Raw genomic sequence first — 24,804 nt, 5'->3', positions numbered from 1 at the left:
CGCAGGTTCGTTTCACTCTGACTCGAGCATTGTCTGGATCCGTTTGGGGAATCATTACGCCCTCACGGGGTCCGAACAGTGCTCGCCAACCCGGCATTTGTCGCTGGCCGTTGGTTTCATGATCTGTTTTCGGCGAGGGTTGCTCGTGATTGTTAGTCCCCAAAAAGCATCAAGAATCCCCGGAACCGGGCTGCGCAAGGCTTTGATGGCCAGTGTGGCACTGGTCGGCCTGATGAGCGCGGGCCAGCTGTGGGCATTCAATCTTGACGATGTTGCAGCCAAGGCAAAGGATCTGGCCGGCCAGAAGTACGAAGCACCCAAAAGCAACCTGCCGGCAGTATTCCGCGACATGAAGTTTGCGGACTATCAGAAAATTCATTTCCTGCAGGAAAAGGCCGAGTGGGCCAAGGACAAGACCCCGTTCAAGCTGTCGTTCTATCACCAGGGCATGCACTTCGATACCCCGGTGAAAATCAACGAGGTCACCGCCACCAAGGTCGAGGAAATCAAGTACGACCCGAGCCGCTTCGAGTTCGGTGACGTACCACACGACCCGGAAACCACCAAAAACCTGGGTTACGCCGGCTTCCGCGTGCTGTACCCGATCAACAAGGCCGACAAGCAGGACGAGATCATGACCCTGCTTGGCGCCAGCTATTTCCGCGTGGTCGGCAAGGGCCACGTGTACGGCCTGTCGGCCCGTGGCCTGGCCATCGACACCGCGCTGCCATCGGGCGAGGAATTCCCGCGCTTCACCGAGTTCTGGGTCGAAAAACCCAAACCGGCCGACAAGCACCTGGTGATCTACGCCCTGCTGGATTCGCCACGCTCCACCGGTGCCTACAAGCTGACCCTGCGCCCGGGCAACGATACCGTGGTCGACGTACAGTCCCAGGTCTTCCTGCGTGACCAGGTCAGCCGCCTGGGCATTGCCCCGCTGACCAGCATGTACCTGTTCGGCCCTAATCAGCCGTCCAAGGTGCTCAACTACCGCCCGGCCCTGCACGACTCCGAAGGCCTGTCGATTCATGCCGGCAACGGCGAGTGGATCTGGCGCCCGCTGAATAACCCGAAACACCTGGCCGTGAGCAACTTCAGCGTCGAGAACCCGCGTGGTTTCGGCCTGATGCAGCGTCAGCGCGCCTTCAGCGACTACGAAGACCTCGACGACAACTACCAGAAGCGCCCAAGCGCCTGGATCGAGCCGAAGGGTGATTGGGGCAAAGGTACTGTCGACCTGGTCGAAATCCCGACTGCCGACGAGACCAACGACAACATCGTTGCCTTCTGGAGCCCGGAAAAGCTGCCGGAGCCAGGCAAGCCGTTCGAGTACGCCTACCGCCTGCACTGGACCATCAACGAGGCGAAGTTCCAGGCGCCTGAGTTGGGCTCGGTCAAGCAGACCCTGCGTTCCACCGGTGATGTGAAGCAGTCCAACCTGATTCGCCAGCCAGACGGCAGCGTGGCCTTCCTGGTCGACTTCGCCGGCCCGACCCTGGCCGCACTGCCGGAAGACACCGCCGTGCGCAGCCAGATCAGCGTGGGCGACAACGCCGAGGTGGTCGAGAACAATCTGCGCTATAACCCTGAGACCAAGGGCTGGCGCCTGACCCTGCGTTTGAAGGTCAAGGAAGCCAACAAATCGACCGAAATGCGTGCCGCGCTGGTGCGCGATGTGCCGGTCGAACCCGCCAAGCCTGCGCAGGACGCCAAGCAGGACAAGGCCGCAGCCAAACATGCCAAGGCCGAGAAAGCCGTCAAGGCTGAGCAAACTGCCAAGGCCGAACAACCTGCCGCCGATGCGGCGCCCACCAACGGGGCCCCGGCCACCACCGAGAAGGTGCTGACCGAGACCTGGAGCTATCAGTTGCCTGCCGATGAGTAACTCAAGCGCAAGGCCAGTATCGCTTGGCGAGTACCTGGCTCACCTACCACTGAGTGACGAGCAACGGGCGGAACTCGCCAATTGCACGTCGTTCAGTGAGCTGCACCAACGTTTGGCGGCCAAACCGGCCGCCGACGCTGCCGAGGCCGTGCAGGCCTCGGTGGGCCCGCGCCTGACCGTGGGCAGCGCCGCCGAGCTGGAAGACGCCGAAATGCTCGGTGTCGACGGCAGCGGCCGCCTGTGCCTGAAAATCGCCCCGCCGATCAAACGCACCAAAGTGGTGCCAGAGCCTTGGCGCACCAACGTGCTGATCCGCATGTGGCGGCGCATGACCGGCCGCACCAATGCGCCGCAGCCACCCAAGCGCGAGCTGCCGCCGGCGCGCTGGCGCACGGTCGGCTCGATCCGCCGTTACATCCTGCTGGCCCTGATGATCGGCCAGACCATCGTCGCCGGCTGGTACATGAAGGGCATCCTGCCGTACCAGGGCTGGTCGTTCGTCGATCTCGACGAAATCCTCAACCAGTCGCTGTGGGATACGGTGGTGCAGGTGTGGCCGTATGCCTTGCAAACCTCCATCCTGATCCTCTTCGGCATTCTGTTCTGCTGGGTGTCGGCGGGCTTCTGGACTGCGCTCATGGGCTTCCTCGAGCTGCTCACCGGGCGCGACAAGTACAAAATTTCGGGCAGCAGCGCCGGCAACGAGCCGATTGCACCCGAGGCGCGTACCGCACTGGTGATGCCGATCTGTAACGAAGACGTGCCGCGCGTGTTTGCCGGCCTGCGTGCAACGTTCGAGTCGGTGGCCGCCAGCGGCAACCTCGACCGTTTCGACTTCTTCGTGCTCAGCGACACCAACGACACCGATATCGCCGTGGCCGAACAGCAGGCCTGGCTGGACGTGTGCCGCGAAACCAAAGGCTTTGGCCGCATCTTCTACCGCCGCCGTCGGCGCCGGGTGAAGCGCAAGAGCGGCAACCTCGACGACTTCTGCCGTCGTTGGGGTGGCGAGTACAAGTACATGGTCGTGCTCGACGCCGACAGCGTCATGAGCGGCGAGTGCCTGAGCAGCCTGGTGCGCCTGATGGAGGCCAACCCGGACGCCGGCATCATCCAGACCGGGCCGAAAGCCTCGGGCATGGATACCCTGTATGCGCGCATGCAGCAGTTCGCCACCCGCGTGTACGGCCCGCTGTTCACCGCCGGCCTGCACTTCTGGCAGCTGGGCGAGTCGCACTACTGGGGCCATAACGCGATCATCCGCATGAAGCCGTTCATCGAGCACTGCGCCCTGGCGCCGTTGCCGGGCAAGGGCGCGTTCGCCGGTGCAATCCTTTCTCACGACTTCGTCGAAGCTGCGCTGATGCGCCGTGCCGGCTGGGGCGTGTGGATCGCCTACGACCTGCCGGGCAGCTATGAAGAGCTGCCGCCAAACCTGCTGGACGAGCTCAAGCGTGACCGTCGCTGGTGCCACGGCAACCTGATGAACTTCCGCCTGTTCCTGGTCAAGGGCATGCACCCGGTGCACCGTGCGGTGTTCCTCACCGGGGTGATGTCGTACCTGTCGGCGCCGCTGTGGTTCCTGTTCCTGGTGCTGTCGACTGCGCTGCTGGCGACCAACACCCTGATGGAGCCTCAGTACTTCATCGAGCCGTACCAGCTGTACCCGCTGTGGCCGCAGTGGCACCCGGAGAAGGCCGTGGCGCTGTTCTCCACCACCATCGTGCTGCTGTTCCTGCCCAAGCTGCTCAGTGTCATCCTGATCTGGGCCAAAGGTGCCGTCGAGTTTGGCGGGCGGGTCAAGGTCACCTTGTCGATGCTGATGGAGATGCTGTTCTCCATGCTGCTGGCACCGGTGCGCATGATCTTCCACACCCGCTTCGTGCTGGCCGCGTTCCTCGGCTGGGCCGCGACCTGGAATTCGCCGCAACGTGACGACGACTCCACTCCGTGGGGCGAGGCTGTGCGCCGCCATGGTCCGCAAACCCTGCTGGGTATTGCCTGGGCTGGGCTGGTGGCGTGGCTGAACCCGAGCTTCCTGTGGTGGCTGGCGCCTATCGTTGGCTCGCTGGTGCTGTCGATCCCGGTTTCGGTGATTTCCAGCCGTACGCGCCTGGGCCTGGCAGCCAAAGACGAGAAGCTGTTCCTCATTCCCGAGGAATACGCTACCCCGCAAGAGTTGCTGGCCACCGACCGGTACACCCACGAGAACCGCTGGCATGCCCTGCATGACGGCTTCGTGCGGGCCGTGGTCGACCCACGGCAGAACGCCCTGGCTTGTGCCATGGCCACTGCCCGTCATGGTCAGGCGGCGCCGATCGAAGCGCTGCGTGCAGAGCGTGTGGCCAAGGCGATGGAGGTTGGGCCGAAAGGGCTTGACCTCAATACCCGCCTGGCCCTGCTCAGCGACCCGGTGGCGCTGACCCGCCTGCACGAGCAGGTGTGGGCAGAGCACAATGCGGCGTGGATCGATGTGTGGCGCGCTTCCATCAAGAACGACCCGCATTCGCCGTTGCTGCCATTGCACCCGGAGAACGAAGGCCAACCGGCACTCGTCGGCGCCTGAACCATCGCAATCGCGGATAAATCCGCTCCTACCAGGGTTACCCCTGTAGGAGCGGATTTATCCGCGATGCTTTTTTGGCCAACAAAGTCCCCCCCGGCTCTAGGTCCCCGAGCCGCCATGCGTTAGCATCCCATTCCGATACGACGCCTCGGCCAGTACGGCCGTGCCAATACAATAAGATTCGCTACTTTTCTTGCTAGGGGACTTGGTGATGATCAAGAAATACCTTTCGCGACTGCTGGTCGGTGTTACCGCCCTGGTCGCCGTGACAGCGGCCCAGGCCGGCGCCATCGATGATGCAGTCAAGCGCGGCACCCTGCGGGTGGGCATGGACCCGACCTACATGCCGTTCCAGATGACCAACAAGCGTGGCGAAATCATCGGTTTCGAGGTCGATATCCTCAAAGCCATGGCCAAGTCCATGGGCGTCAAGTTCGAAGCTGTATCCACCGCCTATGACGGCATCATCCCGGCCCTGCTGACCGACAAGTTCGACATGATCGGCAGCGGCATGACCCTGACCCAGGAACGCAACCTGCGCCTGAACTTCAGCGAACCCTTCATCGTGGTGGGCCAGACCCTGCTGATCCGCAAGGAACTGGCTGGCGAGATCAAGTCGTACAAGGACCTGAACAACGAGAAGTACCGCCTCACGTCCAAGCTCGGCACCACCGGAGAGATGGTTTCCAAGAAGCTGATCGGCAAAGCCAAGTACCACGGCTACGACAACGAGCAGGAAGCGGTGATGGACGTGGTCAACGGCAAGGCTGACGCCTTTGTCTACGACGCACCGTACAACGTGGTGGCCGTTGAGAAGGCCGGCGCTGGCAAGCTGCTGTTCCTCGAAGAACCCTTCACCTACGAGCCGCTGGCCTTCGGCCTGAAGAAAGGCGACTACGACAGCATCAACTTCATCAACAACTTCCTGCACCAGATCAAGCATGACGGGACCTACGATCGTATTCACGACAAGTGGTTCAAGAACAAGGACTGGCTGAAGGAAATGGAATAAGGCCCAGGCCACAAGCCCGGCTTTATGACCCCGACGCGCAGGCAAACCCTGCGCGTTCGCATTTACGGAAGTACCCCACGTGATCAAACACAAGAAAGCCCAGTGGCCCTGGCATGGGCTGACGGCCCTGGTTCTGGTGGGCCTGGCGTTCAGCCTGTATATGGCCACCTCGATGATTTCCTACGAGTGGCGCTGGAACCGCGTACCGCAATACTTCGCCTACAAGGCCGAGGAAACACAGCGCGCTGCCAATTACGGCACTGTGCAGGACATCGTCATCTCCGGCGATAACGCCCGCGTCACGCTGAAAGATGAAAGCGGCGCCGAACAAGTACTTGATGTGGCCAAGGACAGCCTGCAACTAAGCCGTGGCGACGATGTTGCCGAAGGCGACGCGATAGGCGTAACCCGCCATTGGGCAGCGGGCCCGCTGGCCTGGGGCCTGTGGACCACCTTGTGGATTTCGGTGGTGTCCGGGGCGCTTGGCCTGGTGATCGGCCTGTTCGCCGGCTTGTGCCGGTTGTCGAACAACCCGACCCTGCGTGACCTGTCGACCGTTTATGTCGAACTGGTGCGCGGCACGCCGCTGCTGGTACAGATCTTCATCTTCTACTTCTTTATCGGCACCGTGCTCAACCTCTCCCGCGAGTTTGCCGGGGTGGCGGCGCTGGCGCTGTTCACCGGCGCCTATGTGGCCGAAATCGTCCGTGCCGGGGTGCAGTCCATTGCCAAGGGCCAGAACGAAGCGGCCCGCTCGCTGGGCCTGAACGCGGGCCAGTCGATGCGGCATGTCATCTTGCCGCAGGCGTTCAAACGCGTGCTGCCGCCGCTGGCCGGCCAGTTCATCAGCCTGGTCAAAGACACCTCGCTGGTGTCGGTAATTGCCATTACCGAACTGACCAAGAGCGGCCGTGAGGCCATCACCACCTCGTTCTCGACGTTCGAGATCTGGTTCTGCGTGGCAGGCCTGTACCTGCTGATCAACCTGCCGCTGTCGCACATTGCCAGCCGGCTTGAGCGGAGGCTTGCGCAAAGTGATTGAAGTCCGTGACCTGCTGAAAGTCTTCGACACCCGTGGCCAGGTGGTACGGGCTGTGGATAACGTCACCACCCAGGTCGCCAAGGGCGAAGTGGTGGTGGTGCTCGGCCCATCGGGTTCGGGCAAGTCGACCTTCCTGCGCTGCCTGAACGGCCTGGAGCATTTCGACGAAGGCCATGTGGCCATCGACGGCCTGCAGCTGGCCGACCCCAAGACCGACATCAACGCCTACCGCCGCGAAGTGGGCATGGTGTTCCAGCACTTCAACCTGTTCCCGCACATGACCGTGCTGGAAAACCTGTGCCTGGCGCAGAAGGTGGTGCGCAAGCGCAACAAGGCCGAGCGTGAAGCCAAGGCCCGTGCGCTGCTGGAAAAAGTGGGCATTGCGCAGAAGGCCAACGAATTCCCGTCGCGCCTGTCCGGTGGCCAGCAGCAGCGGGTAGCGATTGCCCGCGCCTTGGCCATGGACCCGAAAGTGATGCTGTTCGACGAGCCCACTTCGGCGCTTGACCCGGAAATGGTCGGCGAAGTGCTGGACGTGATGAAGACCCTGGCCCAGGAAGGCATGACCATGGTCTGCGTCACCCACGAAATGGGCTTCGCCCGTGAAGTGGCCGACCGGGTGTTGTTCTTTGACCATGGCAAGCTGCTGGAAGACTCGGCCCCGGCCGCCTTCTTTGCTGCGCCGAAAGACCCAAGGGCCCAGGCCTTCCTGCGCCAGGTGCTGTAACCGCTGGGGGCGCTTTGCGCCCCTTTCGCGACACAAGGCCGCTCCCACAAGGAAATACGATCGCTTGTGGGAGCGGCCTTGTGTCGCGAAAGGGCTGCAAAGCAGCCCCGGCCATCTCAAATGCTGAACCGCCCCACCATCCCCCGCAACTGCTGCCCCAACTGCTCCAGCTCCCCACTTGAAGCCGCCGTCTGCTCACTGGCCGCACTGGTCTGATCTGACGCATCCCGCACACTGATGACGCTTCGGTTGATCTGCTCGGCCACCACGCTCTGTTCCTCGCTGGCCGTGGCGATCTGCTGGTTCATGCCCTGGATGCTCGACACCGTGTCGGTGATCTGGCTCAGTGCATCCCCGACGCGGCGGCTCAGTTCCACGCTCTGCTCGGTCAGGTGCTTGCTGTTGTCCAGCAGGCGGGTCACTTCGTCGGTGCCGTTGTGCAGGCTGTCGATCAGCTGGCCGATTTCTTCGGTGGCCGTCGAGGTCCGTTGGGCCAGGCCGCGTACCTCGTCGGCCACCACGGCAAAGCCACGCCCGGCTTCACCGGCCCGTGCCGCTTCGATCGCCGCGTTCAGGGCCAGCAGGTTGGTCTGTTCGGACACCGACTTGATCACATCGAGGATGCTGCCAATCCGCTGGCTTTCGCCCGCCAGGTGCTGCATGGCCGTCAGGCAATGGTCCATCTGTCCGGCCAGTTGCTCGATACGGCCGATGGCTTCGGCTACCACCTGGTCACCCAGTTGCGCCTGCTGGTCGGCGTTGGTCGCGGCCAGCGAGGCCTGCTCGGCGTTCTGTGCCACTTCCTGCACGGTGGCGCTCATCTGGTTCATGGCGGTGGCCACCTGGTCGGTTTCCTCACGCTGCTGGTTGATGCGCAGCTTGGTGTCCTCGCTGCTGGTCGCCAGCTGTGTGGCAGCCTGCGACAGCTGACCGACACCCTGGTCGATGCCCCCGATCAGCTCGCGCAGGCTCAAGGTCATCTTGCGCATGCTGGTTTGCAGCTGGCCCATTTCGTCGCGGCGTTGCACGGTGTCAACCTGGCTAAGGTCACCCTTGGCGATGCGCGCGGCCACGGCCAGTGTCTGGCGTAGTGGCTGCGTGATCTGCAGGGTAATCAGCCAGGCGGCTATCACCCCGAGCACCAGCGCCAGCAGCGCCACGCTGGTGAGCAGCGAGCGGGCGGCCAGGGCTTCGCTGTCCCGTTGTTCAACTTTGCGCCCGGCCAGTTCTACACTCGCCACGCCCAGTTCGTCGCCCATCTTTTCCATGCTGCCCTGCAGCTGCTCGGCGCGCACCGCTGCACGGCGGTACTGATTCAGGCTGGCCCGGTATTTGGCCAACTCGACGCCGGGCTGCTCGGTCAGTGATCGTGGCAAGCTCAGCGGTGCCAGGGCCTTTAGCAGTTGCTCAAGGCTCTTGTCGGCGGCGTCCAGTGCATCGTCGCCGACCTTGGCGAACGCCTCGACAGGCGAGAAGGTGTAGGCCGGTACAAGGCTTTGCTGGTTGGCGCCTTCGACATGGCGACTGAGGCTTTCCATCAGGCCCAGCGCGCTGCCTTGTTGACTCTCAGACATCGTCAGCAAAGCTTGGGTCTGCAAGTCGTCGATGACATCGTCCAGTTTGAGCGCTTGCGCTTGCATGGCCTGGCGCAGTGTCGTACGGCTGGCGACGGTGCTTTGCAGCTCGATGAAGTCTTCGCGCAGCTGTTGCAGCAATTGCAGTTTTTGTGTGAGCAACTGACGGGACTCGTCAACGTTGCTGCGCTGCTGCAACGTGGTCAGCATGCGCTCCAGTTGCTCGATGGCCTGCTGGATGCGTGCCTTGCTGGTGTCGTCGCTGAGTACGCGGAAGGTGATGCGCTCGGCACGCAGGTCTTTGACCAGATCGTTGATCTGGCCAATTTCACTGAGCTGTTGCGAGCGGTTGATGGCGCCATCCAGAGCACGCCAGCCGCTGATGGTGGTGGCCAAGGTGAGCAGCAGGACCACGGCGAAGCCGAGGGCCAGTTTGGCGGCGACATTGAGGTTGCCGAGCTTGCGGTTGAGGTAGCCGAGCATGGGAAGTCTCCGTGCGATTGGGGGAGGGCATGCAGGCGTATTGCCGGCATGACACCTCTGCCAATCGGCAGCGGAGCTGTAGGACTTGACCTGATAATCAGGTAGGAAATTTCACTGCTGTATGTAGGAAGGTTCTCCGACCCTCGGTTTAGAGCCTGAACCGCCCCACCAACCCCTGCAGGTGGGTGCCCAGCCGCGCCAGTTCCACGCTGGAGCTGGCCGTCTCTTCACTGGCTGCCGAGGTCTGGTCGGAAATGTCCCGCACATTCATCACACTGCGGTTGATCTCTTCGGCCACGGCCGTCTGTTCTTCTGCAGCCGTGGCAATCTGCTGGTTCATCGCCTGAATCGACGACACGGTACGGGTGATGGTTTCCAGCGAACTGCCGGCGCGGCGGGTCAGCTCGACGCTGCTGTCGGTCAGCTGGCGGCTGTTGTCCATCACAGTGGCCACCCGTTGGGTGCCGCTTTGCAGGCCGGCAATCAGCTCTTCGATCTCTTCGGTCGACTGCTGGGTGCGCTGGGCCAGGCTGCGCACTTCGTCGGCCACCACGGCAAAGCCACGCCCGGCCTCGCCGGCGCGGGCGGCTTCGATGGCGGCGTTCAGGGCCAACAGGTTGGTCTGTTGAGCCACCGACTTGATCACGTCGAGCACGCTGCCGATCTTGTCGCTCTCGGCCTTGAGCTGGTTCATCGCTTCGCTGGAGTTGACCACTTCGCCCGCCAGGCGCTCGATCTGTGCCACGGCCTCGCCCACCACACGGTCACCTTCGCGGGCTTGCTGGTCGGCCATCAGGGCGGCTTCCGAGGCCTGCTCGGCGTTGCGCGCCACTTCATGCACAGTGGCGGTCATCTGGTTCATGGCGGTTGCCACTTGATCCGTCTCGACCTTCTGGTTGTTGACCCCGGCGCTGGTTTGCTCGGTGACGGCAGAGAGCTGTTCGGCGGCGCTGGCGATTTGCGTTACCCCGTCGCCAATGCCGCCGATCAACTCGCGCAGGCCTTGGGTCATGCGCTGCATGCTGGCCTGCAACTGGCCCAGTTCGTCGCGGCGCTGTACGGGCAGGCTCTGGGTCAGGTCGCCATTGGCCACGCGCTCGGCAGCGCGCAGGGTCTGGCGCAGCGGGATGATGATCTGCCGGGTAATGGCCCAGGCGGCCACCAGGCCGAAGGCGAGGGCCAGCACGGTGGCAAGCGCGAGCAGGGTTTTGGCCTGGGCTGCAGCGGCGTCGCGCACCTCGGTTTGAGACGTGGTCATCGCCTGGCTGGTCTGCAGCAGTACCGTGCCTTGTTCTGCCATGCGTTGCAGGGCTTGCTCGCTGGCGGTCTGGGCATTGCCGAACTGGATGACCGCATCGCGGTAGCCAGCCATGGCTGTGGCGGCATCGTCCAGGCTGGCGGCATGTTCGGCAGGCACCTTGGACGGCAGCGCGCGCAACTCGGCCAGTGCCTGGTCGATGGCCTTCAACGCCGTTTGCTGGAAGTCGGCGTTGCCGCTGTAGGTGTAGCCGCGCACCTGAAAACGTGCCTGCTGCAGCAGGGCGCTCACATCCACCGCATGCTGGTACTGGTTGATATCGCCACCTTGTTGCAGGCCTCGCTGCACGCGGCCGATCAGTTCCGCTGCCTTGTCGGCGCTGTCGCCGAGCACGTCACGGCTGGCTTCGCGGCGCTGGCCGGCCTGCTTCAGCTCGTTGAATGCCTGCTGGTAGGTGCGCACGGCTTCGCGCTGCTGCTCCAGGCGTTGGCGATCGGCGGGAAGCTCGATCAGCCCGAGCATCAGCTGTACCTGGCGGTCGAGGTTGGCCAAGGCCTTTTCCAGTTCTGCCACCGAGGCATCGTCACGCCGGCGCTCGTAGTGCTGGCGAGCAATGCGCAGTTCCTGGGTGTACTGCTGGATGACCGAGATGTTCCCCAGCTTGTCGCCACGGTCGATGATGCTGTCCATGCCGTGCCAGCCGGTCAGGGTGATAGCCAGGGTCAACAGCAGCACCAGGCCGAAGCCCAGCCCCAGTTTGCGATTGACGCTCACATTGCCCAGCGATTGGGCTAACCATTGATACATGTACGACTCCCTGGCGACTTGGCAGTACAAATAGTTGTTGTATTGCCAAGGCATCGGCCTGGGAGAGGGAAACTTGATGGGCGAAAAAACGGCGTTTGCGTCAGAAAATACGCGAAAGCAGCGCCGTTACCGCGGTCTCGACCCGCAAGATACGGTCACCGAGTTGCACCGGCGCCAGCCCGGCGTTGCCCAGCAGGTCGACTTCGTAGGGGATCCAGCCGCCTTCGGGGCCGATGGCCAGGGTAACGGCTTGCTCCACGGCACGGGGGCAGGCGGGGTAGGGGCCGGGGTGGCCGACCAGGCCCAGGGTGCCAGCCGCGATGGCGGGCAGGCGGTCTTCGACGAAGGGCTTGAAGCGCTTTTCGATGATGACTTCGGGCAGCACGGTGTCGCGCGCCTGTTCCAGGCCAAGGATCAGGTTTTCGCGAATGCTCTCGGGCTGCAGGAAGGGCGTTTGCCAGAAGCTTTTCTCGACCTTGTAGCTGTTCACTAGGATCAGGCGTGGCACGCCCAGGGTGGCCACGGTCTGGAACAGCCGACGTAGCATTTTCGGCCGAGGCACCGCCAGCACCAGGGTTAGCGGCAGCTTGGCCGGTGGGGGCTGGTCAAACGCAACTTCCAGCTCGGCTTCGTGCTTTTCCAGGCGCAGCACCGTGGCCTTGCCCATCAGGCCGTTGATACGCCCCACGCGCAGGTTGTCGCCCACCGCCACGCGGTGGATGTCCTGCATGTGGGTGAAGCGCCGGTCAGCAAGAACGACGCGGTCGGCCGAAACGAAGTCGGCCTCTTCAAGAAGCAGCAGGTTCACGGTTGGGTCGCAGGTGGCTGGTCGTTATGGTCGTCGGCGGTTTCGTCATGGGCGCTGCGTTTGCGGATCATGCTGCCGCACAGCACACCCACCTCGAACAGCAGCCACATGGGCACGGCCAGCAGGGTCTGGGAGAAGATATCCGGCGGGGTGAGCACCATGCCGACCACGAAGCAGCCGATGATCACGTAGGGGCGGATTTTCTTCAGGTACTTGACGTCGACCACGCCGATCCACACCAGCAGCACCACCGCTACCGGGATTTCGAAGGCCACGCCAAAGGCGAAGAACAGCGTCATCACGAAGTCGAGGTAGCTGGCGATGTCGGTCATCATCGACACGCCTTCCGGCGTGGCGCTGGCGAAGAAGCCGAAGATCAGCGGGAACACCAGGAAATAGGCGAACGCCATGCCGGCATAGAACAGGAAGATGCTCGACACCAGCAGCGGAATGGCGATGCGCTTTTCATGGCGGTACAGCCCGGGTGCGATAAAGCCCCAGATCTGCTGCAAGATGAACGGAATCGCCAGGAACAGCGACACGATCATGGTCAGCTTGAACGGCGTGAGGAACGGCGAGGCCACGTCGGTGGCGATCATCGTTGCATTGGCCGGCAAGTGCTCGCGCAGCGGCGCCGAGACCAGTGTGTAGATCTGCTGGGCGAAGGAGAATAGCCCGGCAAAGATCAGGAAAATGACGGCAACGCACCGCAGCAGGCGGGTGCGCAGTTCGGTCAGGTGCGAAACCAGCGGCATCGGCTGGTCGTGTTCCGGGATCTCGCTCATGGGGCTCGCGGCGGTTGAGGCGGTTCAGAAGGCGTGGCCGGGGCGGCAGGCGGCTCGACCGGCCTGGCTTCCAGCCCGGCAGGTGGCTGCACGCTGGCCGTGGTTACCGGCGGCTGTGCGGGTGGCGTCATCGGGTTGAGGATGCGCTTGGCTTCCTCTTCCATCTGCAGGATGTGCTCGTTGTGCAGCTGGCGGCGGATGTCGTCGGCGCCGATTTCGCGCTCCACTTCCATCTTGATGCTGTTGAAGCTGCGCTTGAGCCGGCCGATCCACAGGCCTGCCGTGCGCGCGGCACCCGGCAGGCGCTCGGGGCCGAGCACCAGCAGAGCGACCAGGCCGACGAGCAGCAGCTCGCTGAAACTGATGCCGAACATGGGTCAGTCTTTCCGCTGTGGCTCTTGGACCGGCTGGGCCTGGCCTTCGATGGTGTGGCCTTGGCTCTGCTGCGCAGTGTTCTGCACCGGCGGAACAGGTTGGGCAGGCGGCGGGGTTTGCTCGGCCGGCTTGTTCTCTTCGTCGTTCATGGCCTTGCGGAAGCCCTTGATCGACTCGCCCAGGTCACTGCCGAAGTTTTTCAGCTTTTTGGTGCCGAACACCAGGACCACGACGACCAGCAGGACGATCCAGTGTTTCCAGTCAAAAATACCCATGGTGCTCTCCTAGAATGCGTTGTGCTCAAGCCGAAGGCTGTCGCGCGGCCTTTTCATCGTGCCCGGACAGCCCGAAACGGCGCTCCAGCTCATCGAGCACGGCTTGTGGATGCTGTCCCAGCGCGCTGAGCATCACCAGGCTATGAAACCACAGGTCGGCGGTTTCGTAGATGACATCGCTGTAATCCTTGCTCACGGCGGCATCTTTGGCCGCGATGATGGTCTCGACCGATTCTTCGCCGAGCTTTTCGAGGATCTTGTTCAGGCCCTTGTGGTACAGGCTGGCCACGTAGGAGCTGTCAGGCGCCGCTTGCTTGCGTTCTTCAAGCACTTCGGCCAGGCGGTTGAGGGTGTCGCTCATGTCAGTGTCCTGCGCTGTAGATGGCATCCGGGTCCTTCAGGACCGGGTCGACGATTTTCCACTGGCCGTCTTCGTACACGCGGTAGAAGCAGCTTTCACGGCCGGTATGGCAGGCGATATGGCCCAGTTGCTCGACCATCAGGATGATCACGTCGGCGTCGCAGTCCAGGCGCAGCTCATGCAGCTTTTGCACATGCCCGGATTCCTCGCCCTTGCGCCACAGCTTGCCACGCGAACGCGACCAGTAGATGGCGCGTTGCTCGGCGGCGGTAAGCGCCAGCGATTCGCGGTTCATCCAGGCCATCATCAGCACGCGTCCGGTCTTGTGGTCCTGGGCGATTGCCGGTACCAGGCCATCGCTGTTCCACTTGATCTCGTCCAGCCAGTCTTTCATCGTCGACTCCAAAACGGGCCCGCTCCTGTACCGGGCCCTTTGCGCTAGTGTGCCAGCCACGGGCGCGGCTGGCTATTGGCGTACGATCAGGTAAAGGCCTGCGGCCAGCATCAGCCAGGCCGGCCACGCGGCCGGGGCGGCCAGGCTGGCGGCTTCGGCGGCGCCAGCGGCCAGTACCGCACCTCCACCGAGCAGGCCGGCGCCCAGCAGGCGCAGTGCCCAGCGGTCGCCCTGGCGGCGCCGTTCCGGCAGTTGCGGATCTTGCAGGTGCGGCTGTGACAGGCGTTCGAGCAGGTCGCGGGCCATGTCGGCCAGGTGCGGCAGTTGCTCGACCTGGCTGTGGATGTTGCCGAACACGGCCTTGGGGCTGTAGCGGTCGCGCATCCAGCGTTCGAGGAATGGCTTGGCGGTGCTCCACAGGTCCAGATCGGGGTACAGCTGGCGGCCCAGGCCTTCGATGTTGAGCAGGGTCTTTTGCAGCAGCACCAACTGGGGCTGCACTTCCATGTTGAAGCGCCGTGCTGTCTGGAACAGGCGCATCAGCACCTGGCCGAAGGAAATATCCTTTAACGGTTTTTCGAAGATCGGCTCGCAGACGGTGCGGATCGCCGCTTCGAATTCGTTGACCTTGGTGTGCGCCGGTACCCAGCCCGAGTCGATGTGCAACTGGGCGACACGGCGGTAGTCACGCTTGAAGAAGGCAATCAGGTTGCGCGCCAGGTAGTCCTGGTCCTCGGCGGTAAGGCTGCCGACAATGCCGCAGTCGATGGCGATGTACTGCGGGCTCCACGGCTTGACCGTGCTGACGAAGATGTTGCCGGGGTGCATGTCGGCATGGAAGAAGCTGTCGCGGAACACCTGGGTGAAGAACACTTCCACGCCACGCTCGGCCAGCAGTTTCATGTCGGTGCGCTGGTCGGCCAGGGTGGCCATGTCGGTCACCGGCACGCCGTAGATACGCTCCATCACCAGTACCTTGGGGCGGCACAGGTCCCAGTACACCTGGGGCACGTACATCAGCTCGGAGCCTTCGAAATTGCGCCGCAGCTGGCTGGCGTTGGCCGCTTCGCGCAGCAGGTCGAGCTCGTCGTAAATGGTTTTTTCGTAGTCGCCAACGATTTCCACCGGGTGCAGGCGGCGGGCATCGGCCGAGGCGCGTTCGGCGGCCTTGGCGATCAGGAACAGCCAGGCCAGGTCCTGGGCAATGACTGGCTTCAGGCCCGGGCGCACGACCTTGACCACCACTTCTTCGCCGGTTTTGAGACGTGCAGCATGCACCTGGGCCACCGAGGCCGAGGCCAGTGGTTCCACGTCGAAGCGGCTGAACAGCTGCGCCACCGGGGCGCCCAGCTGTGCCTCGATCAAGGCCACGGCCTGTTTGGGGTCGAACGGCGGCACACGGTCCTGCAGCAGCATCAGCTCATCGGCGATGTCGTTGGGCAGCAGGTCGCGACGGGTGGACAGCAACTGGCCGAACTTGATGAAGATCGGCCCCAGGTCCTGCAGCGCCAGGCGCAGGCGTGCGCCACGGCTCAGTTCGGACGGCTTGCGCGGCAGCCAGCGCCACGGCATCAGCAGGCGCAGGCTCATCAGCCACCAGGGCAGCGGCAGGTCGAACAGCAGGTCATCGAGACGGTAGCGGATCACCACACGCTGGATGCGAAAAAGACGGCGGACGGCGAGCAGCTTCATGCGTTATCGCTGGTATCAAGGGATCGGGAGAGGCGCTTGAGGCGGGCCTCAAGGCGTTCTGTGTCGAGCTTCAGGGCATCGAGTTCGCTGAAGGCGGCTTCGGCTTCGCGTTTGCCCACCAGGGTGCGGGACTCTTCGGCCAGGTACTCGGACAGGTTCTGGCTGAAGCGCGCCAGGCCCTGGCGAGTCCAGCGTGCACGCAAGCGGATATGGCCGGCCAGCATGGCCGTGGCGACCGGGCCAAGCCAGCGTTGCAGCTCGTGCTCCCAGTCCAGCTCAAGGTCTTGCAGCACGCCGAACAGGTCCAGCAGTACGGCGCTGTCGCCATGCAGCTCAACCTGCGGGCTGTGCAGCACGGCGGTCTTGTCCTTGGCCAGGGCCAGTTGCGCCAGGCTGCCAGCCGGGGCGCGCAGGCTGCAGTCGACCTCGCCCTGCCAGTGCGCGGCGAGCATCAGGCCTTCTTCATCGGGCAGGATGAACACCTGCAGGGCCGGTTGGCGGCAGTCGATCTCGATGACCTTGCCTTCCAGCGCGGCCAGGCGCGGCAGGGCCGTGCTGTCCATGCGCAGGATGCGGTTCAGGCCATGTTCGACGCTGGCGAGCAGCCCGGCCAGCAGCATCAGGGTTTGATCCCCCGGTGCACGGCAACGATGCCGCTGGTCATGTTGTGGTAGGTGACGCGGTCGAAACCGGCCTCGACCATCATGCTCTTCAGGGTTTCCTGGTCCGGGTGCATGCGGATCGATTCGGCCAGGTAACGGTAGCTTTCCGAGTCGTTGGTGATCAGCTTGCCGGCCAGTGGCATGAAGGCGAACGAGTAGGCGTCGTAGGCCTTGGACATCAGCTTGTTGGTCGGCTTGGAGAACTCCAGGATCAACAGGCGGCCGCCCGGCTTGAGCACGCGCAGCATCGAACGGATGGCTTCGTCCTTGTGGGTGACGTTGCGCAGGCCGAAGGCGATGGTCACGCAGTCGAAGTGGTTGTCCGGGAACGGCAGCTTTTCAGCGTCGGCCTGGACGAACTCGATGTTGCCGGCCACGCCACGGTCGAGCAGGCGGTCACGGCCGACCTTGAGCATCGAATCGTTGATGTCGGCCAGCACCACCTGGCCGGTCGGGCCTACAAGGCGCGAGAACTTGGCGGCCAGGTCGCCGGTACCGCCGGCGATATCCAGCACGCGGTTGCCGCTGCGCACGCCCGACAGCTCGATGGTAAAGCGCTTCCACAGGCGGTGCATGCCGCCGGACAGCACGTCGTTCATCAGGTCGTACTTGGCGGCCACCGAGTGGAACACTTCGGCGACTTTCTTCGCCTTCTGGCTTTCAGGGACGTCCTGGTAGCCGAAATGGGTGGTGGGTTCGGCGTGTTCGCCTTTGCGCTGGTCGTTCATATCGCTTCACCGGAAAAAATTACCGCCATTCTAGGGCGAACGGGCGGATTTGTCTTGGCGGGGTGTGCCAGTGGGCAGGGGCGGGCATAATGCCGATTATGTCTACATCTTCAGGAACACCCGCATGACCCAGATCAGCGTCGAACGCAAACACTCCCTCGGCCGCGATGCCGCCCGTGCCAAGGCCGAAGCTCTGGTCGACAAGCTCAGCCGCGAATACGACCTGAAGGCCACCTGGAACGGTGACCGGGTCGATGTGGCGCGCAGCGGCGCCAACGGCAGCGTGCACATCGGTGAGGACAGCATCCGTGTGGAGCTGAAGCTGGGCATGATGCTGTCGATGATGAGCGGCACCATCAAGGGCGAGATCGAGCGGGCGCTGGACAAAGCCCTGGCGTGATGCCAGGGCAGGCCCGTTGATCAGGGTTGTCAGGTAGCCGGGAAGGGAATGATGCCTTCGACTTGCTCCAGGCGCAGGTCACCGCGATAGATCTCGATGCGTTCGGCCGCTGTATTGGCCTTCTCCAGCTGGGCCTCACGCTCTTTGCCAAGCCTGGCATCGCCTGGCAAGCGTGGTTCCCAGAGCTTCAGGTGGCCTTTGGCGAAGGTTTTGGGCGCTGCATCGGCGCTGCGGTAGTGAAAGTGAGCCTCCCACAGCACATTTTTCGGCGCCTGCACGTCCTTGATCTGGTAAACGTCGAGGTAATCGTTGGCGTTGCGAAGCGCTTTGCGAGACTGGGTCAGGGTGATCTGAAGCCGTTTTTGCTGGTGCAGGTAACGTAGCGCGCTGCTGTCCGGGTGACGGGTGCCCAGGTAGGCATTTGTCAGCAGGCGTTGTTTTTCCGTGGATACTGCGGCGATGGCATCGCGCAGTCGCGCGCTCAATGTCGTGCTGGGTTGGTCATGTGCGGTGCTCAGTTGCTGCTCCACCTCGCGCATGTCCTCGACCTGCCAGTCCAGCAGATCTGCCAGGCTGTTCGGTTCGTGCGCGTAGCGTGCCGCCGATGCGATCCGGGCATCCTTCTGTGTCAGCAGGCTTTGTGCACGGCGGCGCAGCTGTGCGGTGTCTTGCGAGGGCGTCGCCTTGTTGCCTACCACTTCATGCCACTCACCCTCTCGACGTTCATAAGTGCCTGCTGGCTGTTGGGTCGCCGGGTTGTGCTGCACTGCACGCTCCCCTTGTGGGTCCTGCTCGACGAGTACCGGGCGCCCACGTGAAGTGCGGATCAACGTCTGTTTGCCAGGCCTGGTACGGTGGGCCACGGAGCGCGGAGCCGGTAGTGTGCCACGCTCGACATTGGCCAGTGCGCAGCTCAGCTCGTTTTCCGCCATGCGCTCCAGGCCGGTCATTTCATTGATGTATTCATCGAGTATCTGCGTGTCCAGCGCGGGTTCTGTAAACGACTGAAGGTACTGAGCCTTGCCGAGGGCTGCACGATAGTCGCGCAATACGTTGTTCAGCACTTCGACCTGCTGGTCGGCAGGCAGGTTGGTTGATGCCAGGCCATCATGGTTCCACAGGGATGCCGACAAGTCCTTGTTGCTGAGGCCAACCTGCAGCGGCAATAGTTCGGCAGCGGCCTCGGCGGTCAGCAGGGTTTTGTCCAGCGTCAGGTAGGCCAGGTCGCTGATGATCTGCGCACGGACGATCAGTGAGGAGTAGGGGCGCAGTTTGATGGTGCGTTCGATCTTGGCATTTTTGTCGGGATAGTCGACCCGAGCGTCGCTCAGCGCCAAGGGGAGTGTGCTGTCCAGCCGTTCACTGACCTTGAGCAGGCGTCGACTGACCTTCAGCGAGTACCGGGTTGATTCGCGGAACACACTGTGGCGTTGCTTTTGCTCCTCGTTGTCGGGCAACCAGCGCAAACCCATGGACTGCTCCTGAAGCTTTTCGTGGTCGATCAGTTCGAGCAGGCGCCTGAGCAGGAGCATATCGGTGTCGATCGCCGTTTCGGTCCAGTTACTGAGCCTGCGCGGTGTCGCTGCGGAGCGGTCGTACTTGAGGAAGCGGGGTTCGAGCATTTTCCGGAAGATGTCGACGTTGGCGTGCAGCAGGGTGGTTTGCTTCTCCAGGTACAGGGCGGCTGCGGTGATGTCGGACATATGCACGTTGCGTAGCCTCAGCAGTTCCATGCGCTGTTGTGCAAGCGCCTCTGGCAGCGTGCTGACGTCGGGGTTGGGCAGTGCATTGAACGCCAGGGTGAAGGCGGCTGCCTTGTCGTCAAAGGCTTCAAGCTGTTCCCGATTGCGCTCCATCAGTGGTTCAAGTTTGTTCAGCGCTGCCTGGTTCGCTTGAGTATCGGTTTGCAGGGCTTCGAACTGCTGGCGATTCTGCGCGGTGATGGCCTCGCGGGTCTTTGGCATGCCGCCTGCGAGGCTCAGGTCCAGCACCCACTCTTCGTTCCAGCGTGTCAGCCAGGGGCCTTTGCTGCGCTCTCGTCCGACGATGTAATAGCCATCCGGTGCACCTCCCCAATACGATTGCCATTCACCTTGGTGGGTTTCCGGGCCGATGATCTGTACGCCCCCCCAGGTCTCGTGCACCTCGTAGGCGACGTCTTGAAGCTTCACATACAGCTGCTCCCCAACCTTGTACAGCCCACGCAGGCGGCCGTGTGTTTCGGCAGCATGGCCTTGCAGGGAAACGGATGCCCGCAGCTCAGCCAGGCGCTGACGTGCTTCAGCGGGCAGGTTCCCCACACGTTGGCTGTTCCGCCAGCTTTCCACGTGGATGTGGCTTGGGTCTGGTGACTGTTCGTGCGCAACCCAGTCCGTAGCCGTGGGTGGTTCGACCGTTACTGACGTGAATGGGGCTCTGGTGGCAAGGCCCTCAAGGGCCAGTGCTGGCGTAGCAGTTGTGGCGACGGCACTTGTCGATTGGCCTGATGACGTGTGCATCAGTAGCATGGCCAGGTTGCTCAACAGGTCCGCAGCGGCCATGGCTTGCTCTTGCGGGCTGCCTTGGTAAAGCGCTGGCAGGTCATCCTTGAGTGTGGCCAGGGCGGCCACCAGCCAGGCCAGCGTTGCCGCCGGGCCACGCACCAGCGGGGTGACCGTGTTGAACACCACCCAGGCCAGCTGCACGATCAACGCCCAGCGTTGCTGGGCGTTGGAAGTACTCTGCCGGGATGCCAACAGTAGCAATGCCTGGATGCGGGCTTCGTAGAGGTGGCTGTCCAAGTCTTCCGACCAGGGCTTGTGCCACGCGCTGACCGGTACTTTCAAACGTTCCAGAATGGCATCGACCAACGCCGACTCCGTGCCTAGCAGGTGCGCCAGTGCAGAAAGGCCGGGGTGCAGGTGTGGGCGCTCGAATCCACCCTGTTGGTAAATGACCCGGGCGTCATCGTCCATCCAGGCAAGCAGGCTTTGCTGCAAGGCCTGATCTGTCCGAATTCGCGCCATCAGGCTGTCCAGGCTGGCAAACTCGATCAAGGTGTCTTGCGCGAACAACGGACGGTACAAGGCCCAAACCTGGCTTGCATGAATGTTGATCAGGAACATGCCATGTACGCGATCACCCTTGGCGGCACCTGGCGCCGGCAGGAATGCCAGTGGCGCAACCGTCAGGGAAGCAGCCTGTGTGGCGGTGGCACGGCAGAAATCGACGATGGCCTGGCAGGTGTGCGCACGCAGTTGTCCTTTTAGTCTGGCTTCGAGTGCGGCAAACCGCAGGGTGTTGCGCCATTGTGTGGCGTGACACTGAATGCGTGTGGCCTTGAGCGTGGTGTCTTTCAGCTGGTCTGTGACATAGACCGGGTATTGGCCACCAACGTCCACCTTAGAGATCAGTGCATTGACGTAGTCAAGGTTCAGCCAGCTGTCGAGGGGGCGTGCGTGGGTGTCGGCAAGGCCGGATGCCACTTCGTTTGCATCCGTGTGCAAGCGTGAAATGGCCAGTTCGGTCAGCGTCATGCTTTTCAGGTACTGCAGTTGCGCAGGCCCTGAGGATGACAACGGTACCACCACAGAGATCTCTACAAGCAGTTGGTCCGGGTCATGGGGCGCTTTGCCCGGGTGATCCAGGCGCATCTGCTTGCGTAGCAGGTCGGCGGCATAACGGTCCAAAGGCGCTATCGCTTCGAACGATGTCTTGCCTTGGGCTTGCGCGTGGCTGGCTGCAAGCTCTAACAGTGCACCACCGTACAGCATGCGCCCGGTGGTGTCGGCCTGGGTGAGCCAGGCCGGCAGGCTGATGAGCGGTTGCGCAGTGTTCGACAGGGGCAGATCGAGGAAGTTGACAGAGGGGTCGCTCAAGGCGCTGAAGGCTGCTTCAAGGTCATGAACGCAGGTAAGCGCCGACAACTGCAGGCGGCCGATCCTGTCGAGAATGCCGTTCAGCAATGCCATGGCCTGGTAGTGGAACGGGTCGGTATCCAGCGGCTGCCGTGCCCAGCGCAAGGCACTGAATGGGTAGCGCTGTGCCAGCTCATCGCGAAGGGCTTCGGCGAAGGCCGCCAGCCCTTCATGGCTGCGCACTGCGCCGCAGGGCTTGCACCACAGCACGCGCCCAGAGGTACCGGTGATCAGCAGGTCGGGTAGCGTCTGGGGCGGGTGGTCATCCAGGGTAACCTGCAGGCCGTTGACTACCAGCCCTTGTTCACTGCCATTGATCAGGCCGTACAGCGTGTTTCTTTCCGGGGCGGCCAAGCCTTGCTGTTCCACACCACCGAGCAAGGCTGCTTTCAGGGTTTGTGCCAGCCAGTGCAGAGGTGAGAATGCCGATGTGGCATCGCTCGCAGCCCAGAAGCCAATCTGTGCATGCTGGAAGGCTTGGGGGAGTGAGGCCAACACTTCATCGAAGACCTCGTTCAGCTTCTGCATGCTCAGGTTGATTTCGGGTTGTGTGCTCGGGTCTGCACCTTGTTCCTGCGGGCGAAAGGGTGCAGGCGGCACAATGCTGAGCATGTCGGTGTCGGTGAACGCCAGGCTGCCCCCCGTCAGGAAGTGTTCCAGCAAGGTGTCCACAAGGGCAACCTGCCCAGGCTCCTTGCCTTCGCCATGCATCAGGGTGAAAGCGCCAAGTGAGTTCAATTGTGGGTGATTGCGGGTAATCCACGGGTAGCGGTCGGCAAGTACCGCGAAGCCGACTTTGCCGATGACTCCGCGCAGGGTGGGGCGCTTGGCGAAGCGGCTGGCAACCAGTTGCTTGAAGGTGATGGTTTGCGTGTCAAACGTTTCAGGCATTTTGTTCGGGCTCCGTGGGTGGCAGTGCCTGAACGCTAGGGTGAATGACTGTGTCGAAGGCTGTACTTAAATGCCCCCCGCGCAACTGCAGGGTGACCTTAGGGTGAGGTTTCTAATTTTTCTCCCTACCTTATGCTCAAGCCCAACCTCCATGGGCGGTTCCTCCTCCACTCATGAGTATGAGGTACAGAGCATGGCCAAAGTGACGGTGAAGAAAAAGGACGACGCCCTGGGTACGCTGGGCGAAGTGCGCGGCTACGCGCGCAAGATCTGGCTGGCTGGCATCGGCGCTTATGCGCGGGTGGGCCAGGAAGGCTCCGACTACTTCCAGGAGCTGGTCAAGGCCGGCGAAGGCGTCGAGAAGCGTGGCAAGAAACGCATCGACAAAGAGCTCGATGCTGCCAACAACCAGATCGACGAAGCGGCTGAAGAAGTCAGTCGCGTACGCGGCAAGGTAGAAATTCAACTCGACAAGATCGAAAAAGCTTTCGACGCACGGGTAGGGCGCGCCTTGAATCGCCTTGGCATTCCGTCTAAACATGACGTTGAGGCGCTGTCGATCAAGCTTGAACAGTTGCACGAGCTGCTTGAGCGCGTCGCGCACAAACCATAAGGAGAGCAGGATGGCTGGCAAGAAGAACACCGAAAAAGAAGGCAGCTCCTGGGTCGGCGGGATCGAGAAATACTCCCGCAAGATCTGGCTGGCGGGGCTGGGTATCTATTCGAAGATCGACCAGGACGGCCCGAAGCTGTTCGACTCGCTGGTGAAGGATGGCGAGAAGGCCGAGAAGCAGGCGAAGAAAACCGCTGAAGACGTGGCCGAAACCGCCAAGTCCTCCACCACTTCGCGCGTGTCTGGCGTGAAGGACCGTGCATTGGGCAAATGGAGCGAACTCGAAGAGGCTTTCGACAAGCGCCTGAACAGCGCCATCTCGCGCCTGGGTGTGCCGAGCCGCAACGAGATCAAGGCCCTGCACCAGCAGGTGGACAGCCTGACCAAGCAGATCGAGAAGCTGACCGGTGCGTCGGTTACGCCGATTTCGTCGCGCACCGCTGCTGCCAAACCGGCTGCGAGCAAGGCGGCGGCCAAGCCACTGGCCAAAGCGGCAGCCAAGCCTGCGGCAAAAACCGCAGCGGCCAAGCCGGCAGCTAAAACCGCAGCGGCAAAACCGGCTGCCAAGCCTGCAGCCAAGGTGGCGGCGGCCAAGCCTGCAGCCAAACCGGCAGCGGCCAAGCCTGCTGCGGCGAAGAAGCCTGCGGTGAAAAAAGCCCCGGCCAAACCGGCAGCCGCCAAGCCAGCAGCCCCAACGGCCAGCGCCGCCCCGGCCGCTACCGCAGCACCGGCACCTGCCGCCGCCCCGGTCAGCAGCACGCCGTCGGCACCAACGGGCACCGGTACCCTGATCTGATACCGCGTCGCCTGCTTCGCGGGCTTGCCCGCTCCCACAGGTTTATCGCAGAGCCCTTGGTTTGTGCGATCCCTGTGGGAGCGGGCGAGCCCGCGAAGGGCTGCAAAGCAGCCCCAGTCAAACTGGAGGACTCAGTTGGCTGGCATCATTGTTACCCCTCCAGATACCGCACCGCCAACTGCTCCGCCGCCGCTCGCGCCTGCGCCTGCAAATGCGGCGCCACCAGCATCATCACCTGATACACCACAATCCCCACATCCCCCTCGCGCCCCAGTACCCGCTGGTAATCCAGCGAGAACATCAGCGTCAGGGTGATCTGCTCCACCAACTGCCCCAGCGCCTGGGTGTCACTCTCCACCAGCCCCTGGCCCTTGAGGCTGGCCAGCAACGCCGCCAGCGTACGCTTGAGCGCGTTGATCAGGCTGCGCATGCCGCGCGCCAGCTTGGGCAGGCGCCCGGTCAGATTGGACAGGTCCTGGAACAGGAAGCGGTACTGGGCCATGTGCTCGACGATCAGGTGCAGGAACAGCCAGTAATCCTCGGCATCCAGGCGCACCTCCAGCGGCGGGTCGAGCAGGGGCATCAGCGCTTCTTCAAAGCGCTCGAACAGGCCCAGCACCAAGGGCTCCTTGCCGTGGAAGTGGTAATACAGGTTGCCCGGGCTGATACCCAGTTCGTTGGCAATCTCCAAGGTGGAAACGTTCGGTTCGCCCTGCTGGTTGAACAGTTGCAGGGCGCATTCGAGGATACGGTCGCGGGTCTTCATCCAGTCGT

The 24,804-nt window shown here is 62.8% G+C and carries 21 protein-coding genes and 2 pseudogenes; 8 read left to right on the top strand and 15 right to left on the bottom strand.

The features are described from left to right. The first annotated feature begins 145 nt into the window (after positions 1-145). From N436_RS09700 to N436_RS09680, 5 genes are all read left to right on the top strand, one after another. The gene (locus tag N436_RS09700; protein ID WP_211256841.1) at positions 146-1,885 is read left to right on the top strand and encodes a glucan biosynthesis protein G; all 1,740 of its coding nucleotides are present in this window, start codon (positions 146-148) and stop codon (positions 1,883-1,885) included. Continuing rightward, positions 1,878-4,451, top strand: a complete 2,574-nt coding sequence (gene mdoH, locus N436_RS09695; protein WP_105946396.1) for a glucans biosynthesis glucosyltransferase MdoH — start codon at positions 1,878-1,880, stop codon at positions 4,449-4,451. The genes N436_RS09700 and mdoH overlap by 8 nt, the downstream gene beginning before the upstream one ends. Before the next feature lie 214 nt (positions 4,452-4,665). Next, entirely contained in the window at positions 4,666-5,463 is a 798-nt protein-coding gene (locus N436_RS09690) for a transporter substrate-binding domain-containing protein (RefSeq protein WP_025752328.1), read from the top strand. Positions 5,464-5,542: 79 nt separating this feature from the next. Beyond that, positions 5,543-6,505 (top strand): amino acid ABC transporter permease, encoded by a 963-nt coding sequence (locus N436_RS09685; protein ID WP_105946395.1) that lies wholly within the window; start codon positions 5,543-5,545, stop codon positions 6,503-6,505. Beyond that, positions 6,498-7,232, top strand: coding sequence for an amino acid ABC transporter ATP-binding protein (locus N436_RS09680; RefSeq protein ID WP_025752329.1), 735 nt, complete (start codon positions 6,498-6,500; stop codon positions 7,230-7,232). Before N436_RS09685 ends, N436_RS09680 begins: the two co-directional genes overlap by 8 nt. A 116-nt stretch (positions 7,233-7,348) precedes the next feature. Here the strand turns inward: N436_RS09680 and N436_RS28930 are convergent, their stop codons facing one another. From N436_RS28930 to ubiE, 13 genes and pseudogenes are all read right to left on the bottom strand, one after another. Beyond that, positions 7,349-8,212 (bottom strand): methyl-accepting chemotaxis protein, encoded by an 864-nt coding sequence (locus N436_RS28930; protein WP_371920899.1) that lies wholly within the window; start codon positions 8,210-8,212, stop codon positions 7,349-7,351. Continuing rightward, positions 8,204-9,289, bottom strand: a pseudogene (locus N436_RS28925) (methyl-accepting chemotaxis protein); the annotation flags it as partial. The gene N436_RS28930 and the pseudogene N436_RS28925, both read right to left, overlap by 9 nt. 148 nt (positions 9,290-9,437) lie before the next feature. Then, complete coding sequence (locus tag N436_RS28920) at positions 9,438-10,151, bottom strand: methyl-accepting chemotaxis protein (protein ID WP_371257697.1); 714 nt, start codon at positions 10,149-10,151, stop codon at positions 9,438-9,440. Between the two features lie 141 nt (positions 10,152-10,292). Further along, positions 10,293-11,237: pseudogene (locus N436_RS28915) on the bottom strand (methyl-accepting chemotaxis protein); the annotation flags it as partial. Between the two features lie 217 nt (positions 11,238-11,454). Next, positions 11,455-12,162: a 16S rRNA (uracil(1498)-N(3))-methyltransferase gene (locus N436_RS09665; protein WP_105946392.1), complete on the bottom strand. Its 708-nt coding sequence runs from the start codon at positions 12,160-12,162 to the stop codon at positions 11,455-11,457. Beyond that, entirely contained in the window at positions 12,159-12,947 is a 789-nt protein-coding gene (gene tatC / locus N436_RS09660; RefSeq protein WP_016712436.1) for a twin-arginine translocase subunit TatC, read from the bottom strand. The genes N436_RS09665 and tatC overlap by 4 nt, the downstream gene beginning before the upstream one ends. Beyond that, positions 12,944-13,321, bottom strand: a complete 378-nt coding sequence (tatB, locus tag N436_RS09655) for a Sec-independent protein translocase protein TatB (RefSeq protein WP_060500613.1) — start codon at positions 13,319-13,321, stop codon at positions 12,944-12,946. The genes tatC and tatB overlap by 4 nt, the downstream gene beginning before the upstream one ends. 3 nt (positions 13,322-13,324) lie before the next feature. Continuing rightward, positions 13,325-13,597 carry a twin-arginine translocase TatA/TatE family subunit gene (locus tag N436_RS09650; RefSeq protein WP_105946391.1) on the bottom strand — a complete coding sequence of 91 codons (273 nt, stop codon included), beginning with the start codon at positions 13,595-13,597 and terminating at the stop codon, positions 13,325-13,327. A gap of 25 nt (positions 13,598-13,622) precedes the next feature. After that, positions 13,623-13,958, bottom strand: a complete 336-nt coding sequence (locus tag N436_RS09645) for a phosphoribosyl-ATP diphosphatase (protein WP_013974545.1) — start codon at positions 13,956-13,958, stop codon at positions 13,623-13,625. Between the two features lies 1 nt (position 13,959). Then, on the bottom strand, positions 13,960-14,352 hold the full coding sequence (gene hisI / locus N436_RS09640) for a phosphoribosyl-AMP cyclohydrolase (protein WP_003249284.1): 393 nt from the start codon (positions 14,350-14,352) through the stop codon (positions 13,960-13,962). A 72-nt stretch (positions 14,353-14,424) separates the two neighbouring features. Further along, the gene (gene ubiB, locus N436_RS09635) at positions 14,425-16,044 is read right to left on the bottom strand and encodes a ubiquinone biosynthesis regulatory protein kinase UbiB (RefSeq protein WP_110740874.1); all 1,620 of its coding nucleotides are present in this window, start codon (positions 16,042-16,044) and stop codon (positions 14,425-14,427) included. Continuing rightward, positions 16,041-16,664 carry an SCP2 domain-containing protein gene (locus N436_RS09630; protein WP_028698463.1) on the bottom strand — a complete coding sequence of 208 codons (624 nt, stop codon included), beginning with the start codon at positions 16,662-16,664 and terminating at the stop codon, positions 16,041-16,043. Before N436_RS09630 ends, ubiB begins: the two co-directional genes overlap by 4 nt. After that, on the bottom strand, positions 16,664-17,434 hold the full coding sequence (ubiE, locus tag N436_RS09625) for a bifunctional demethylmenaquinone methyltransferase/2-methoxy-6-polyprenyl-1,4-benzoquinol methylase UbiE (protein WP_016712431.1): 771 nt from the start codon (positions 17,432-17,434) through the stop codon (positions 16,664-16,666). The genes N436_RS09630 and ubiE overlap by 1 nt, the downstream gene beginning before the upstream one ends. A gap of 124 nt (positions 17,435-17,558) precedes the next feature. On the opposite strand from ubiE, the gene N436_RS09620 reads away from it, so the two are divergent. Then, positions 17,559-17,834, top strand: coding sequence for a polyhydroxyalkanoic acid system family protein (locus N436_RS09620; protein ID WP_016712430.1), 276 nt, complete (start codon positions 17,559-17,561; stop codon positions 17,832-17,834). Between the two features lie 29 nt (positions 17,835-17,863). Here N436_RS09620 and N436_RS09615 read toward each other — a convergent pair whose 3' ends face one another. Continuing rightward, positions 17,864-22,621, bottom strand: a complete 4,758-nt coding sequence (locus N436_RS09615) for a dermonecrotic toxin domain-containing protein (protein ID WP_110740873.1) — start codon at positions 22,619-22,621, stop codon at positions 17,864-17,866. 193 nt (positions 22,622-22,814) lie between these two features. Here N436_RS09615 and N436_RS09610 point away from each other — a divergent pair, with 193 nt between their 5' ends. Both N436_RS09610 and N436_RS09605 read left to right on the top strand, forming a co-directional pair. Then, entirely contained in the window at positions 22,815-23,234 is a 420-nt protein-coding gene (locus N436_RS09610) for a phasin family protein (RefSeq protein ID WP_012274565.1), read from the top strand. 10 nt (positions 23,235-23,244) lie between these two features. After that, positions 23,245-24,030, top strand: coding sequence for a phasin family protein (locus N436_RS09605; RefSeq protein ID WP_110740872.1), 786 nt, complete (start codon positions 23,245-23,247; stop codon positions 24,028-24,030). Between the two features lie 151 nt (positions 24,031-24,181). Here N436_RS09605 and N436_RS09595 read toward each other — a convergent pair whose 3' ends face one another. Continuing rightward, positions 24,182-24,796 (bottom strand): TetR/AcrR family transcriptional regulator, encoded by a 615-nt coding sequence (locus N436_RS09595; protein ID WP_105946387.1) that lies wholly within the window; start codon positions 24,794-24,796, stop codon positions 24,182-24,184. Between the last annotated feature and the right edge of the window lie 8 nt (positions 24,797-24,804).

Source organism: Pseudomonas sp. RV120224-01b, from assembly GCF_003208145.1.
GTDB lineage: Bacteria > Pseudomonadota > Gammaproteobacteria > Pseudomonadales > Pseudomonadaceae > Aquipseudomonas > Aquipseudomonas monteilii.
Note: the sequence above shows the minus strand (reverse complement) of the source record. Positions and strands in the feature narration are given on the sequence as shown.